11 protein-coding genes are annotated in these 15,727 nt (G+C 39.8%); all 11 read left to right on the top strand.

The annotated features are described in order from the left end of the window. Positions 1 to 396: 396 nt before the first annotated feature. The 11 genes from ACPPVU_RS14760 (at position 397) to ACPPVU_RS14710 (ending at position 15,722) form a co-directional block, all read left to right on the top strand. The gene (locus tag ACPPVU_RS14760) at positions 397 to 2,490 is read left to right on the top strand and encodes a nitrite reductase (RefSeq protein ID WP_426667283.1); all 2,094 of its coding nucleotides are present in this window, start codon (positions 397 to 399) and stop codon (positions 2,488 to 2,490) included. Next, positions 2,487 to 3,272 (top strand): uroporphyrinogen-III C-methyltransferase, encoded by a 786-nt coding sequence (cobA, locus tag ACPPVU_RS14755; RefSeq protein ID WP_426667282.1) that lies wholly within the window; start codon positions 2,487 to 2,489, stop codon positions 3,270 to 3,272. The genes ACPPVU_RS14760 and cobA overlap by 4 nt, the downstream gene beginning before the upstream one ends. Further along, on the top strand, positions 3,250 to 4,761 hold the full coding sequence (locus ACPPVU_RS14750) for a TSUP family transporter (RefSeq protein ID WP_426667281.1): 1,512 nt from the start codon (positions 3,250 to 3,252) through the stop codon (positions 4,759 to 4,761). Before cobA ends, ACPPVU_RS14750 begins: the two co-directional genes overlap by 23 nt. Next, the gene (locus ACPPVU_RS14745; protein WP_426667280.1) at positions 4,761 to 5,465 is read left to right on the top strand and encodes a phosphoadenylyl-sulfate reductase; all 705 of its coding nucleotides are present in this window, start codon (positions 4,761 to 4,763) and stop codon (positions 5,463 to 5,465) included. Before ACPPVU_RS14750 ends, ACPPVU_RS14745 begins: the two co-directional genes overlap by 1 nt. A gap of 152 nt (positions 5,466 to 5,617) precedes the next feature. Further along, positions 5,618 to 6,523: a sulfate adenylyltransferase subunit CysD gene (gene cysD / locus ACPPVU_RS14740; RefSeq protein WP_426667279.1), complete on the top strand. Its 906-nt coding sequence runs from the start codon at positions 5,618 to 5,620 to the stop codon at positions 6,521 to 6,523. 2 nt (positions 6,524 to 6,525) lie between these two features. Then, positions 6,526 to 7,776 carry a sulfate adenylyltransferase subunit 1 gene (locus tag ACPPVU_RS14735; RefSeq protein ID WP_426667278.1) on the top strand — a complete coding sequence of 417 codons (1,251 nt, stop codon included), beginning with the start codon at positions 6,526 to 6,528 and terminating at the stop codon, positions 7,774 to 7,776. Positions 7,777 to 8,040: 264 nt separating this feature from the next. Beyond that, positions 8,041 to 8,415: a hypothetical protein gene (locus tag ACPPVU_RS14730; protein ID WP_426667277.1), complete on the top strand. Its 375-nt coding sequence runs from the start codon at positions 8,041 to 8,043 to the stop codon at positions 8,413 to 8,415. Between the two features lie 101 nt (positions 8,416 to 8,516). After that, on the top strand, positions 8,517 to 9,893 hold the full coding sequence (locus tag ACPPVU_RS14725) for a TolC family protein (protein WP_426667276.1): 1,377 nt from the start codon (positions 8,517 to 8,519) through the stop codon (positions 9,891 to 9,893). Positions 9,894 to 9,904: 11 nt separating this feature from the next. Then, positions 9,905 to 13,153: an efflux RND transporter permease subunit gene (locus ACPPVU_RS14720; protein ID WP_426667275.1), complete on the top strand. Its 3,249-nt coding sequence runs from the start codon at positions 9,905 to 9,907 to the stop codon at positions 13,151 to 13,153. Beyond that, positions 13,143 to 14,225 (top strand): efflux RND transporter periplasmic adaptor subunit, encoded by a 1,083-nt coding sequence (locus tag ACPPVU_RS14715; protein WP_426667274.1) that lies wholly within the window; start codon positions 13,143 to 13,145, stop codon positions 14,223 to 14,225. The genes ACPPVU_RS14720 and ACPPVU_RS14715 overlap by 11 nt, the downstream gene beginning before the upstream one ends. Positions 14,226 to 14,570: 345 nt before the next feature. Continuing rightward, positions 14,571 to 15,722 (top strand): porin, encoded by a 1,152-nt coding sequence (locus tag ACPPVU_RS14710; RefSeq protein WP_426667273.1) that lies wholly within the window; start codon positions 14,571 to 14,573, stop codon positions 15,720 to 15,722. Positions 15,723 to 15,727: the final 5 nt, after the last annotated feature.

Raw genomic sequence — 15,727 nt, 5'->3', positions numbered from 1 at the left:
ATAATCGTATTGGTTAAAACTGTGCTTCCCCATCTGGCTATTGATAAAGAGATAGGTGAGCCAATGCAAGTCGAAATTTCACACCATCCTCAAAAATTCTCTGCAAGTGCTACATTCTTTTATTTCGACTTAATTCATTGATAGTCAATATATTGATTATTTATAAATAAACAATATATCTTGGATTTTATTCTTTTAACGTAGTATCTAATCTTCTTTGAGTTGCGTATAACAACTTCACAATAAATTTTGGCGCGTAATTGGCATTATTTAAACAGGATTATTGTATGTAATTTTACTGTAAAAGAAACATTTTTACCAACAAATTCTACTATTTCCCTATACTATATATATATTTGGAAATTGATTGAGTCGCGAATAAAATAAAAGGAAGATATGCAAAGTTTCCGTACCGAATTGGAGAACCCTATAGTTGAAAGAGATATAATTGATCTTGAAAAGAAGATCAAAGCTTTCCGCGAAGGCAAAATACATGATGAAAAATTCAGGAGCCTGCGCCTGGCTCGTGGTGTTTACGGGCAGCGCCAGCCGGGTGTGCAAATGGTACGCATTAAACTGCCATTTGGAAAAGTTACTTTCAAACAATTGCTGCGTATTGCTGATGTATCAGACGAATATGCAAGCCACAATTTGCACTTAACTACCCGCCAGGATATTCAGATACATTATGTAAGTCTTGATCGTACACCGCAATTATGGGCCGAACTGGAACGTGATGACATCACCCTGCGCGAAGCATGTGGAAATACAGTTAGAAACGTAACCGCCTCTCCTACTGCTGGTATCGACCCAAAAGAGCCATTTGATGTATCACCGTATGCTCATGCTACTTTTGAGTTTTTCCTGCGTAATCCTATTTGCCAGGAAATGGGTCGTAAATTCAAGATATCTTTTTCTTCGAGTGATGACGATACGGCTTACTCTTATATCCATGATATTGGTGCTATCCCCAAAATAAACGATAAAGGTGAACGCGGGTTTAAAATTTTATTAGGTGGTGGTTTAGGCGCACAACCTTTACTAGCCAGTATTGTAGAAGAATTTTTACCCGAAGATCAATTAATCCCGTACATAGAATCTGTAATCCGTGTTTTTGACCGTTATGGCGAAAGAAATAACCGTAATAAGGCACGTTTAAAATATGTGATACAAAAATTAGGCCTGGATGAAGTATTACGCCTTACCAAAGAGGAAAGGATTGCTAATAAAGTAAAGACCTACCCCATTAACCGTAATGGTGTTGATGAGCCTGTTATCCCCCAGCCTGTAACATTGCCCGAGGTTGTTATAGATAATCCACTGCGTTATGAGCAATGGTTGGTTACCAATGTGTTTGAACAAAAGCAGAAAGGTTTTTATGGCGTTTATGTTAAAGTTCCTGTTGGTGATATCCATACAGATGTTGCACGCAAGTTTGTGGAAGCCATCAGGCCTTATGTTGCCGATGAGATCCGTATAACTCAAAACCAGGGGCTATTATTAAAATATGTTAGAAAAGAAGCACTTCCTGCTTTATATAACGGTTTAACCGAATTAGACATGTCAGCTCCTGGCTTTGACAGTGTGGCCGATGTTACCACCTGCCCTGGTACTGATACCTGTAATTTGGGTATATCCAATAGCATGACCTTTGCCAAAGTATTGGAAGATCTGATCTATAATGAATATGAAGAATTTGTTTATAACCGCGATATTAAGATTAAAATAAGCGGTTGTATGAACTCTTGCGGTCAGCATGGTTTGGCTCATATTGGTTTTCATGGCAGTTCATTAAAAGCCGGTTTAAAAGTACTGCCATCCATGCAGGTTTTATTGGGTGGCGGAACTGTTGGCGATGGTATAGGTCGTGCAGCTGAGAAAATAATTAAAGTTCCTGCTAAAAGGGCAACATCAGTTTTACGCGCTGTATTGGATGATTATAAAGCAAACTCAATAGAGAATGAGGTCTTCCATAATTATTACGACAGATTAGGCAAGGATTATTTCTACCAGTTACTAAAACCACTGGCTGATCTGACTACGCTTAAAGAAGATGAATTTGTAGACTGGGGGCACGAAGAAACTTTTGTCACTGCAATTGGTGTAGGTGAATGTGCCGGTGTAGTGATTGACCTTGTAGCCACTCTGCTTTATGAGTCTGATGAAAAACTGAGCTGGGCCAACGAGGCATTTGGTAATGGCTTTTGGTCTGATGCGATATATCATTCTTATAATGTATTTATCAGCTCGGCAAAAGCATTATTGTTAGACAAGAATATTAACAGCAGCACACAGGTCGGAATTATCCGCGAGTTTGATGCACAATATGTAGAAAAAGGCGAATTTGCTCTTAATGGTACTTTCAACGACCTGGTTTTACAGATAAATAAAAACGAACCTTCTGAAGAGTTTGCAACAGTTTACCTGGCTGCCGCGAGCAGCTTCTTAAATAGTGTTAAAGTAAAAAGAGAGGCATTAGTTCAATCATGATAGATACTAAAAAAACAGTTAAAGAACCGCGTATTACCCTTGTTGGTGCAGGTCCCGGTGACGCTGACCTGATCACCATAAAAGGCATTAAAGCACTTAAAATCGCAGACGTGGTACTTTATGATGCGCTTGTAAACGAAGAATTATTAGAATTTGCACCAGAACATGCTACCAAAGTATATGTTGGCAAACGTTCAGGCGATCATTCCTTTTCGCAGGATGCGATCAATAAATTAATGGTTGACTATGCACTAAACTATGGTCACGTAGTACGCTTGAAAGGCGGCGACCCATTTGTTTTTGGCCGTGGCTATGAAGAATTGGATCATGCTGCTTCATACAGTATTCCAACTGAAGTAATCCCTGGAATTTCAAGCTCTATCGGTGTACCCGGATTACAGAATATACCTGTAACCCACCGCGGATTAAGTGAAAGCTTTTGGGTGATAACCGGTACCAAAACCGATGGAAAGATTTCCAATGATCTTTATGAAGCCGCACGCACCAGGGCTACAATAGTAGTACTGATGGGTTTGCATAAACTAGCTGAAATTACAGAGATATTTAAAAAAGAAGGCAGAAACAGGTTACCGGTTGCAGTTATCCAAAGTGGCTCAACCGAGAATGAAAAAGTAGCTATAGGTATTATAGATACAATTGTTAAGATTGTTGAAGAGAAAAAGATAACATCGCCTGCGCTGATCGTGATTGGCGAGGTTGTTTCTTTACATCCCATGTTCCAGCCTATAAGGGAATTTTATGACATTGTTGCCCAGGAATAACGGTTTAAGTACAGTTCAGTACGAAAAAACGGAAGGCAATCAGCTTTTCCCGATTTTTTTGAAAATGAACGACTTGCACACGGTGCTGATCGGTGCGGGTAATGTTGGCTTGGAAAAGCTGACGGCTATCCTCAACAACAGCCCCTTGTCAAGAGTAACTGTTATTGCTAAAACATTTTCTCCTGAAGTACATGCTTTGGCTGCAGAATATGAAGGAGTAAATGTTATAAAAAAAGCATTTGTGGATACCGATCTGGATAATGCGGATATCGTAGTAGCCGCTACAAATGATAATACATTAAATGTCTATATCAGGGAATCAGCACATGACCGTAAGCTTTTGGTTAATATAGCTGATAAACCTGATCTGTGTGATTTTTACCTGGGTTCTATTGTCCAAAAAGGCGACTTGAAGGTGGCAATATCAACAAATGGAAAATCGCCGACAGTCGCAAAAAGGATTAAAGAGGTTTTAAACGAAAGCCTGCCTGAGGAATTGGATACAACTTTACAACAAATGAGTGAGTTAAGAAATTCCCTCTCGGGCGACTTCGCTTATAAAGTCAGAAAGTTAAACAAGGTCACCTCAGTACTTGTAGACAAGAAACCGCAAACCAATAAAAACTTAATTTGGCTGATATGGGGTGCTATCGTTTTAGCTATTGCTATTACAGTATATGCGCTATGGAATAAAGAGCCTGATTTCAGGACTTACGTTGAAGGTATTAATCCATTATTTTATTATTTCCTGGGTGCGGGTTTTGTCTTTGCCATGATTGATGGAGCAATTGGAATGTCATATGGGGTAACATCAACTACTTTTTCGCTTTCAATGGGCATCCCTCCTGCTTCGGCAAGTATGGGCGTGCACCTTTCAGAGATATTAAGCAATGGCATAGCCGGATGGATGCATTACCGCATGGGTAATATCAACTGGAAATTATTTAAAATGCTGCTCATTCCGGGCATTATAGGTGCGGTACTAGGTGCTTACATCCTATCCTCATTAGAGCATTACAGTACTTATACCAAACCTCTTGTATCATTGTACACACTGATATTAGGTATAGTTATATTTAAAAAAGCCCTTAAAACAGGGCAAAAAAGAACATCGGCAAAAATAAAAAGGATACCGTTGCTTGGTTTTGGTGGTGGTTTTATTGACGCCGTAGGTGGCGGTGGATGGGGGTCTATCGTATTATCTACATTGATCGCAGGTGGTCGTCATCCACGCTTTTCATTAGGAACCGTAAAATTATCGCGATTTTTTATTGCCTTAATGAGCTCCATCACTTTCATCACTATGCTAAGCGGTGCACGTTGGGAAGCTGTTTCCGGTTTGGTTATAGGCAGTGCATTGGCTTCACCTATCGCAGCCAGGATATCTAATAAAATATCTGCTAAGGCTATTATGATGGCCGTTGCAATAATAGTAATTCTGATAAGTGTAAGAGCTATTTTAAAATTTCTACACGTACATGTAATATAATGACAGAGTTAGAAGATATAAGACAAGAGGTTGGCGAGCTTGAACCGATAAAAGCATTGGCTGAATTGGCTAATAAATTTCCAGGTGAGATCGTGTTTTCGACAAGTTTTGGATGGGAAGATCAGGTGATCACACACATGATATTTGCTAATGATTTGCCCATCAAAATATTTACGCTCGAAACAGGTCGTCTTTTCCCCGAAACCTACTATGTATGGAACCGTACCATGGAAATGTATGGTAAGCCAATACACGCATACTACCCGAATAACGAACTGTTGGAGAAAATGGTAAATGCCAAAGGCCCGAGCAGTTTTTATGAATCGGTAGAGAACAGGAAAGAATGCTGCGGCATCCGTAAGGTGGAGCCATTAAAGAGGGCGCTTGCAGGTAATAAATGCTGGGTGACCGGTATACGTGCCGAACAGTCGGTTGGTCGCCATGATATGCACAATATTGAATGGGACGAACAAAATAATTTGATTAAATTTCACCCGATTTTTAGCTGGACACTTGACCAGGTAAAAGCATACATCAGAGAGAATAATATACCTTATAATACATTGCACGACAAGGGTTTCCCAAGCATTGGCTGCTCACCTTGCACAAGGGCTGTTCAGCCCGGTGAGGATTTCAGGGCAGGCCGTTGGTGGTGGGAAGACCAGTCGAAAAAGGAATGTGGGTTGCATGAGGCACATAAATGAATTAGTGAATTAGCGATTTATTGAATTAGGGAGTTCATATAGTAGGTAAATCAGATAAGCACTAATAGTAAGTAAATAAGTTTTGAATTACTGAGTTAGGGAAATTTGTTAACAATCACTAATTCACTAATTCAATAAATCAGTAATTATTAATGAATAAACAGCAGTTGGATTATTTAGATGAGTTAGAGGCGGAAGCCATTTATATTCTGCGGGAAGTAGCCGGGCAATTTGAAAAACCCGCCTTGCTTTTTTCTGGAGGTAAAGATTCTATAACTCTTGTACGATTGGCCGAAAAAGCTTTTCGGCCCGGAAAATTCCCGTTTCCTTTGGTACATATTGATACCGGCCATAATTTCCAGGAAACTATTGATTATCGTGACAGAATGATCGAACGTATCGGCGAAAAGCTGATCGTTGGTTATGTACAGGATGATATTGATAGCGGAAAAGTGGTTGAACAAAAAGGCAAAAATGCCAGTCGTAACCAGTTACAAACAGTTACCTTGTTAAATACTATCGCCAAGCATCAATTTGATGCCTGCATAGGTGGTGCCCGTCGTGATGAGGAAAAGGCGCGTGCTAAAGAACGTATATTTTCTGTTCGCGATGAATTTGGACAATGGGACCCAAAACGCCAGCGCCCCGAATTATGGAACCTTTACAATGGCAAAATACATAAAGGCGAAAACGTGAGGGTATTCCCTATCAGCAACTGGACTGAACTGGACGTTTGGAACTATATCCGCAGGGAAAAGATCGAACTGCCCTCTATCTATTTCGCACACGAACGCGATGTGATCACACGCAATGGTCAGCTAATGTCTGCTTCCCCATTCCTGAATATGGATAGTGAGGATGTCGTTGAACGCCGTAACGTGCGTTTCCGTACAGTGGGTGATATGACCTGTACTGCTGCAGTAGAGTCATATGCTTTTGAAATAGATGATATAATAGACGAAATAAGCGCCTCAAAAATAAGCGAGCGTGGTGCACGTATGGATGATAAAGTATCCGAAGCTGCAATGGAGGATCGTAAAAAAGGGGGATACTTTTAATTATGAATATTTTAAAATTTTTAACAGCAGGTAGTGTTGACGACGGTAAAAGTACCCTTATAGGACGCCTGCTTTATGATAGCGAATCTATTTTAGTCGATCAGTTGGAGGCATTGCATGCTTCAAACCGAAAAAATGATGACGGTAGCATTGACCTGGCTATTTTAACCGACGGTTTGAAAGCCGAACGCGAACAAGGTATTACAATCGACGTAGCTTACAAATACTTTCAAACTGAGAAACGTAAATTCATTATAGCCGATACGCCGGGTCATATCCAATATACCCGTAACATGGTGACCGGCGCTTCAAATGCAGGTTTAGCTATTATCCTTATCGATGCACGTAAAGGTGTTATCGAGCAAACTATACGCCATTCATTTCTGGTATCTTTATTAGGGCTTCCCCAGGTGGTAGTATGTGTCAACAAAATGGATATGGTTGATTTCAAACAAGATGTATTCGATAAGATCGTAAAGGATTATAAAGAACTGGCATCCAAAGTTGGTTTGAATAATGTGACCTATATCCCGGTTAGTGCACTAAAAGGCGATAATATTGTTCATGCATCAGCTAATATGTCATGGTATCATGGCAGCAGTTTACTGCCCTACCTGGAAACTGTAGAGATCCCTGCTGATAACCGCAGTGATCATGCACGTTTCCCTGTACAATGGATCATTCGTCCACAAACCGATGATCTGCATGATTACCGTGGCTATGCCGGTCGTGTTTCAAGCGGATCATTCCGTGTAAATGATAAAATAACTGTATTGCCATCTGGTTTCAGCTCAACTATAGATAAAATAGAATTATTGGATGAAGAACCAGAAGTTGCTTTGTCCGGCATGTCAGTAACATTACATCTTAAAGACGATATTGATATTAGTCGTGGTGATATACTGGTGAATGCCCATAATCAGCCAGAAATATCAAAACAAATAGAAGCTGACCTGTGCTGGATGGATACCAAGGCTTTAGATACCACCCACACCTACCTGTTGCAGCATAACAGCAAAGTTACCCGCTGCCGTGTACAGGAAATATTATATAAAGTGAATATCAACACGCTTGAAAAAGATTTTGACGAGGATTTCAGGTTAAATGATATTGGACGCATTGTCATTAAAACAGCTGATCCACTGGCTTTTGATCTTTATCAAAACAACAAGGCTAATGGTGGAGCTATATTGATAGATAGCCGTACTAACGTAACTGTAGGAGCCCTAATGTTTAGGGCAAACGCTGAATAATTGCCAATTATCACCCTGAATCTCTATAAATCAATCAACTAAACTGGCTCCTTATTGGGGCCTTTTTTGTTTAAAGTGTTCACGTTCACACATGAACGCTATGTGAACACTTGTAAGAATCTGAAAATCAATTTATTGAGATTTAATGAGTACTGACAAAATACTGTCAGTAACGTAAGCCTATGCAACATTAACGTTACATTGATTCTTATAAAACAATTTAATACCACCTTTGTAATTGAAAAAGTGTCATTTGAAATCAAAATGAAAGGAGCCCTGGCTTTTAAAATATTCTTTGCATTTGCAGCGCTGCTGTTTATTGCAAAACCCTTCTTTGGTTTTGAGGTCGCTAACCATCATTTCAAAATTCACATTTCGCATAATATACTGGTTAAGAGTTTTTCCAAACGCAAACCCGAAAATCTTGAAGATGCTGATAAAAGCGCTGCACAGATACATCAGCAACTTTCAAATCCTCTGATGGTATTACTGTCGTCTATATCGCTTTTATTGCTTAGCTTTTTACCAACACTTTTTAAATCTTTAAGAAAAATAACCGATAGGATATTATCTGATATTCGCCTCTTACTTCTGCCACCAGAGCCTGCCTATCTTCTGTCAGGCCAATTAATTATTTGATATTTTCCCGGCAACCGCGTCCTGCGGTAATCAATTGATGCTTCAGCTTTTGCTGTAAGTATTCTCTATGTTTTCTTATATCAAATTAATTATTTACAAAAATGTTAAATCTTAGTAAATGCTTGTGCATTATTATGTTGCTGTTGATTTCAGCGGCAGTAAATGCACAGCAATCTGTCAGTTTAAAACGGTTATTAAATCAGGTAGATATGAATGCGCCTACTCTAATAACCGATTCATCCGCCATCCAGGTAAAGCAGGCTCAAGCAGCTGAAACAAGAAATAACTGGCTGCCAAATTTAAAATTGAATTACCAGGCCGATATCGGTACCAGTAATAATGTGATCGCGCCATATTTTGGTTTTGGTATTGTTCCTTCAAGTTCCGGAGGTGTCCATCCTACTAATGTTACCACTGCCCTGTCAACCAACCTGGGAATTGCCGCTTTTGATTGGGAAATTTACAACTTTGGTTATTATGGAGCCCAAAACAAAGTGGCGCGTTCTGAGATCAATGTAGAGCAAAGCAATTTTTCACAGTCAAAATATCAATTAGAAGCATACACTATTACTAATTACCTGCGCTTGCTTAGTCTGCAGGACTATCTGGCTATACAGTACAGGAATATCCAGCGCAATCAGGAAATTCTAAGGTCGATTAGTTCATTGACTAAAAGTGGGGTAAGGCCAGGTGTCGATACCAGTGTAGCTAATGCTGAATTATCAAAAGCAAGGTTAAACTACATTGAGCTAAACAACCAGTTAAAACAGGTGCAACTACAGCTTTCAGCAATCAGCGGGCTGCCCTATCAAAATATTTTGGCTGACACTACGATAGAAAGCCAGTTGATCAGTTTGCCAATACAGCCGTTTGTGATCGATACTGCAAAACACCCATTGATCAATTACTATCAATCCATTTATCAAGACAGTAAGCAGCGTGAGGATCTGGTAAAAAAGCAATATAATCCCAAAATATCATTAAAAGCGGCAGCATGGTCGCGTGGCTCAAGCGTAGACGCCAATGATAATTTCAATAGTCTATCAAGCGGTTTTGGATTTGACAGGGATAATTATTTAGTGGGTATAGATGTCTCTTATAATCTTTTTGACTTGCGCCGGAAGCAACTAAAACTACGAACACAAAAAACCGAGACCGATTATGCCCGCAATAAATTGGAGGAACAGAAAGCACTCCTCGCAGCCAGTGCAAACCAGGCAAATGCCGAAATGGAGACTGCAAAGCAGCGGCTTATTGAAATACCCCATCAGTTAAAAGCGGCCAATGACAGTTACCGGCAACAATTGTCTTTGTATAAAAACGGGTTATCAAATATTATTGACCTTGATGCCGCGCTCAATATTTTATACCGGGCCGAAACCGATTATGCGCAGGCCAAATATGACTACAACAATGCCTTGTTTGGCCAGGCAGTAACTCAAAACCAGGTAAATACAGTTTTAAATCTTTTAAAATAAAAAATATGTCAATGGTCACATCCGCACTGAAAAGGCCAATCACCGTTCTGGTGATCACCATGAGCCTTTTGATATTTGCAGTGCTTAGTGCAATAAATATACCGATAGATATTTTCCCGAAGCTGAACCTTCCTACAATTTATGTTATCGAATCTTATGGTGGTATGTCTCCGCAACAAATGGAAGGTTTTTTTGCCACCGGATTGCAAAATCAATTTTTATATGTTGATGGCGTAAAAAATATCAGCAGTAAAAGCATCCAGGGTTTAACAATTATCAAGATATCTTTTTACGAAACTACCAATATGGCTGAAGCTTCGGCACAAGTTGCCTTACAGGTAAACCGTGCGCAGAGTTTCTTTCCTCCGGGAGCGTTGCCACCGCAAGTGATCAGGTATGATGCATCTTCATTACCTGTAGGTGAACTGGTGTTGGATAGTAAAAATGAAAGCCTGAAAGATATTTATGATTTAGCCGCTACACGCATTCGCCCGATGTTTTCTACTATACCCGGCTTATCAGCCCCGCCTCCTTTTGGTTCAAATGCAAGAACAATTGTTTTTAGTATTGATCCTAACAAGCTGCGGAGTTTTAACCTTACCCCTGACGAAGTTGTTGAGGCTCTGGCAAAATTTAATGTAATGTCTCCGTCAGGTAACCTCAGGGTAGGTAATACTATGTATTTAACTACAATGAACACATTGGTTAAAAATTCTGAAAACTTTGGAAATATCCCTGTACTCACAAAAAATGGTGTACCCATTTATGTAAAGGATATAGCCAGGGTTACAGATGCTGCAGATATTACAGTAGATTATGCGCTAATTAATGGCAAACGTTCAGTTTATATTCCCGTAGTAAAGACCGCCTCAGCATCAACCTGGTCTGTTGTACAAAGTTTAAAAAGCAAGCTGCCCGAAATGCAAAGTCTGCTACCTAATGATGTAAAGATTTCTTATGAGTTTGACCAGTCGGTGTTTGTAGTGAACGCTGTAAAAAGTCTGATGACTGAAGGTGGCCTCGGAGCAATATTAACAGGTTTAATGGTTTTATTATTTCTGGGCGACTGGCGAAGCAGCCTAATTGTGGTGATCACAATACCGGTATCCATTTTAATAGGTGTGCTACTACTTAGTCTGTTTGGGCAAACTATTAATATCATGACACTAAGCGGGCTGGCATTGGCAATAGGTATTCTCGTCGATCAGGCCACGGTAACTATTGAAAACATACACCAGCACCTGGAAATGGGTAAACCCAAACGATTGGCTATTTATGACGCTTGCGAAGAAATAGCTTTCCCTCTATTACTCATATTGTTATGTATACTGGCCGTGTTCGCTCCCTCATTTATGATGAATGGTGTGCCTAAGGCCATGTTTTTACCGCTATCAATGTCTATCGGTTTAACGATGATTGTGTCCTATGTATTGGCGCAAACACTTGTGCCAATTATGAGTAATTGGTTGATAAAGGCAGAACATTATCAAACGTATCATCATGACAAAAAACATGCACATGCAGGTGAGTCATTAGACAGGAATGAAGAAATGCAAATTGAGATGCACACGCAGCAAGAAGAAGAACATCCTAAAGAAAATGATCTTTTTGAAAAAGTAAAAATGCGTTTTGTTGGGATCATTACCCGCTTAATGCCACGAAGGAAACTTTATGTGCTTACCTATTTAGTTGTGGTAATTGTACTTGCAGGGATCGGATTTGTTATTATCGGTAAAGATATGATGCCTAAACTAAATAACGGGCAATTCCAGGTCCGTTTGAAAGAACCCCAAGGCACACGTTTGGAACGTACCGAAGATAAATTTAAGCAGGTACTGCATATCATTGACCAAACGGTTAATAATCATGTAAAAATAACATCGGGTTATATTGGTTTAGTGCCCAGTAGTTTTGGCAGCAGTAACTTATACGTTTTTAATACGGGTACACACGAAGCTGTTTTACAGGTAAACCTTGATGAAGATTATAAGGTGAACATGGATGAACTAAAAGATGCGCTACGCAAAAACATAGCCCATGCCGTACCTGAAATGACCATCACTTTTGAACCTATTGATATGACGGAAAAGATCATGAGCCAGGGTGCTAATACCCCCATAGAAGTTCAGGTTGCAGGTAAAGATCTGGATCAGATAAAAGGATATGCCGGTAAGGTTTTAGCAAAGCTGAAGCAAATTCCATATTTAAGGGACGTTCAAATAAATCAACCCTTAGACTATCCGGTAATCGCGATAACGCTTGATCGGTTGAAAGTATCACAATTAGGATTAAATGTGAGTGATATTGCACGGTCGGTAACTGCCAGTACTTCTTCGAGCCGCTATACATTGAAGAATTTATGGCTTGATGAAAAGAACGCTTATACCTACCAGGTACAGGCTCAGATACCCGAATATGTGATGAACAATATGGATGAGCTGAAGGAAATACCACTGGTAAAAGGTAAAAGCAGTCCTACTTTGGCAGATGTAGCCTCCTTTAAAATAACAACTGTCCCGGGTGAATACGACCGTACCGGCCCACGGCGTTTTATCACTGTAAGCGCAAATATTTATAAAAAAGACCTTGGTTCGGCGACAACCGCTGTTCAGAAAGCTGTAAAATCAATAGGCACACCTCCAAAAGGATTAATTGCTGAGATCGGCGGTATGTCGGGACTTTTGACAGAGACTTTAAATAGCCTGCAAAATGGATTAGGATTTGCCATCCTGGTGATCTTTTTATTGCTGGCAGCTAATTATCAGTCGTTTAAAGTATCGCTGACGGTTTTGGTAACTATCCCGGCGGTAATATTAGGTTCCATAACAGCGCTGTTGATTACGGGTTCAACACTTAATCTGCAATCATATATGGGGATGATCATGTCCACAGGTGTGTCTGTTGCAAATGCTATCCTGATCGTTACCAATGCCGAAAAACTAAGGCTGGAATATAAAGATTCAACAAAAGCAGCCATTACCAGTGCCTCCATCCGGTTGCGCCCTATCCTGATGACCAGTTTGGCCATGATCGCCGGTATGATCCCTATGGCTTCAGGTATGGGTGAGGCGGGTGAACAATCAGCGCCGCTTGGCCGTGCTGTAATCGGTGGATTATTTGCTTCTACTCTTGCAGCGCTATTTATTTTACCAATGGTTTTTGCCTGGGTACAAAATAAAACCACCTATGACGAACCATCATTAATGCCTGAAAAATCAACCGAAACCACCAATTTTAATATTCAACATCATGAAATATAGATATTATTTGTTAATAGCTGTAACCAGTTTGTTTGCAGCATGCTCCGGGAATCAAAAGCCGGTTGATCTAACTGGAGAAACCACTAAAAACACCAGTAAATATGAATTTGGTTCTGTTTCTGAAAAGGCATTATCAAGTTCTGCAAGTTTACCCGGGCAGTTAGTCCCATTCAATGAGGTTAACCTTTTCCCTAAAGTAAACGGCTTTGTAAAACAATTATTTGTCGACCGCGGCTCTGTCGTTAAAAAGGGTCAACTATTAATGATATTGGAGGCACCTGAAATGGAGTCTCAATTGCAGGCGGCAAATTCACGCTATATACAATCGCAGGAAAATGCACAAGCCAGCAAAGAAAAATATGAGCGCCTTAAAGAAGCAGCCAAAGAGCCTGGTTCAGTTTCTCCTTTGGATTTGGACAATGCAAGCGCTAAAATGAAAGCAGATCAGGCAATGGCACAATCGGAGTATTCCAATGTTGATGCAGTAAGAACAGTGCAGGGATATCTGCGGATTTACGCCCCCTTTGACGGCATGATCATCCAAAGGAATGTTTCGCCGGGAGCGTTGGTTGCGCCCGGTAAAGAGACTGATCAACCTATGCTAATCATTCAGGATATAAACAAAATGCGGCTTACGGTTTATATACCGGAAGATTACGTGGATAAAGTCGATCTGAGTCAACCCGTAACGTTCACTTTTAATGCCATGCCCGGTCAGGAACATACTGCAAAGATAAGTCGGTCAGCCAATGCTTTGGGTAGCATGAGGCAGGAAGCAATTGAGATTGATGTGGCTAATGAAAACGGACGGCTAAAACCGGGTATGTACGCCGAAGTGAAAATACCAATGGTATCAGGAGCAAAATCATTGCTCGTTCCAAATTCAGCTATTGTTCGCTCTACTGAAAAGGAATATGTAATCGCCGTAAGAAATGGTAAAGCAAACCTGGTTAATATTAAAGAAGGTTTAACAAGCAACGATTCAACAGAGGTCTTCGGAGATCTGAAATCAAACGACAAAATTCTATTGCATGCTTCTGATGAAATCAAGCAAGGCGATGATATAAAATAGATCTTCGTAAATAATCTTTGAGCCGGTGATTATGAAGTCACCGGCTTTTTTTGTGCCTTTATCTAAATTTATATAATAAATTATCTATCTGTTAATCAACTATATATAATTAGATATTAAAATTTTATTAAATAATTCTTGCGAGTACATTGAAATATCTCATATATTTACACTACTAAATCAGTAGACAATATAGATTTAATAGAATATAATGTTTTCACAATTTATAAAATATCCGTTCACAATCGCAAAACAACAAGGCTGTTGAATATCCAAACAGGCCCTTTGTCTTTAAAAATTAACCCTACTATTTCAATTTAACCCTAAAAAATTAAACCCAAAGAAATGAAGTTACTTTACGTAAAAAGAGTACTGCTTATAGCAATCATCCTGTTCTCAGCTATTGCTTCCAAAGCGCAATCCAATGATGAACTGTTGAACCTGCTTATTAAGAAAAATTTATTAACCCAACAAGAAGCTGATTCGCTACGCTCGGACCTGGCTTTAAAAGAGCAGCAAAAACGCGACAAAGAAAAAGAAAATCAACATAATATTTCTATAGGTAGCAAGGCTTTGCAAATAAGTGGTTTAGTGCAGGCCCGTTACCAGGGATTTCAACAGACAGGTGTGAATAATGCATTCGACCTTCACCGCGCCCGTTTGGATGCAAAAGGTAATATCACCGATCAATGGTCATACGAAGTGTACACCGAGTTTGCTGCTACAACCAAACTGCTTGATGCGTATACTGCCTACAAATTTGCAGATTTCCTTAAAGTTCAGGTGGGCCAGTTTAAAGTACCTCTTACTTATGAAAGTTTGGTTTCTGACTCTCAATTGGATTTCATTGATCGTTCACAGGTAGTTGAAGCTTTGGCCGGAAGATCAAAAGATGTAATCGGTAATCAAAATGGCCGTGATATAGGTATCCAGGTAAGCGGCAGTTTTGCCAAATTAAACGACCACTACCTGTTTGACTATACCTTCGGTGTATTTAATGGTGCCGGATATGATGTAACTACAGATAATAATAATCATAAAGATTTAGCAGCAAGACTGGCCGTTCATCCAATAAAAGGACTTGACTTTGGCGGTAGCTTGTATGAAGGCGAAGATATCCCACTTGCCACAACAAAAGTTCCCAATCCTGTAACACAGGCACGTAATCGTTATGGCTTTGATGCCCGTTATGCTACAGGCCCATTCTCAGTTACAGCTGAATATCTTCATGGTACAGATGCTTCAGTGCACAAAGATGGCTGGTACGCGCAGGCAGGGTATTTTGTGATACCACAAATACAACTTGTAGCTAAATATGACACTTACGATCCAAATAAAGTGATCACAACAGACCGTTCAAACATTTATTATGGCGGCGTAAACTTCGTGTTCAACAAGTGGACAAGACTGGCTGTTGATTACTTGTATAAACACGAAGAAACTGCTACACAGGTTAAAAATAATATATTGGAAGCACAATTGCAGATCGCATTCTAAAACTA

This window comes from Mucilaginibacter sp. McL0603 (genome assembly GCF_049992945.1).
Classification (GTDB): domain Bacteria; phylum Bacteroidota; class Bacteroidia; order Sphingobacteriales; family Sphingobacteriaceae; genus Mucilaginibacter.
Note: the sequence above shows the minus strand (reverse complement) of the source record. Positions and strands in the feature narration are given on the sequence as shown.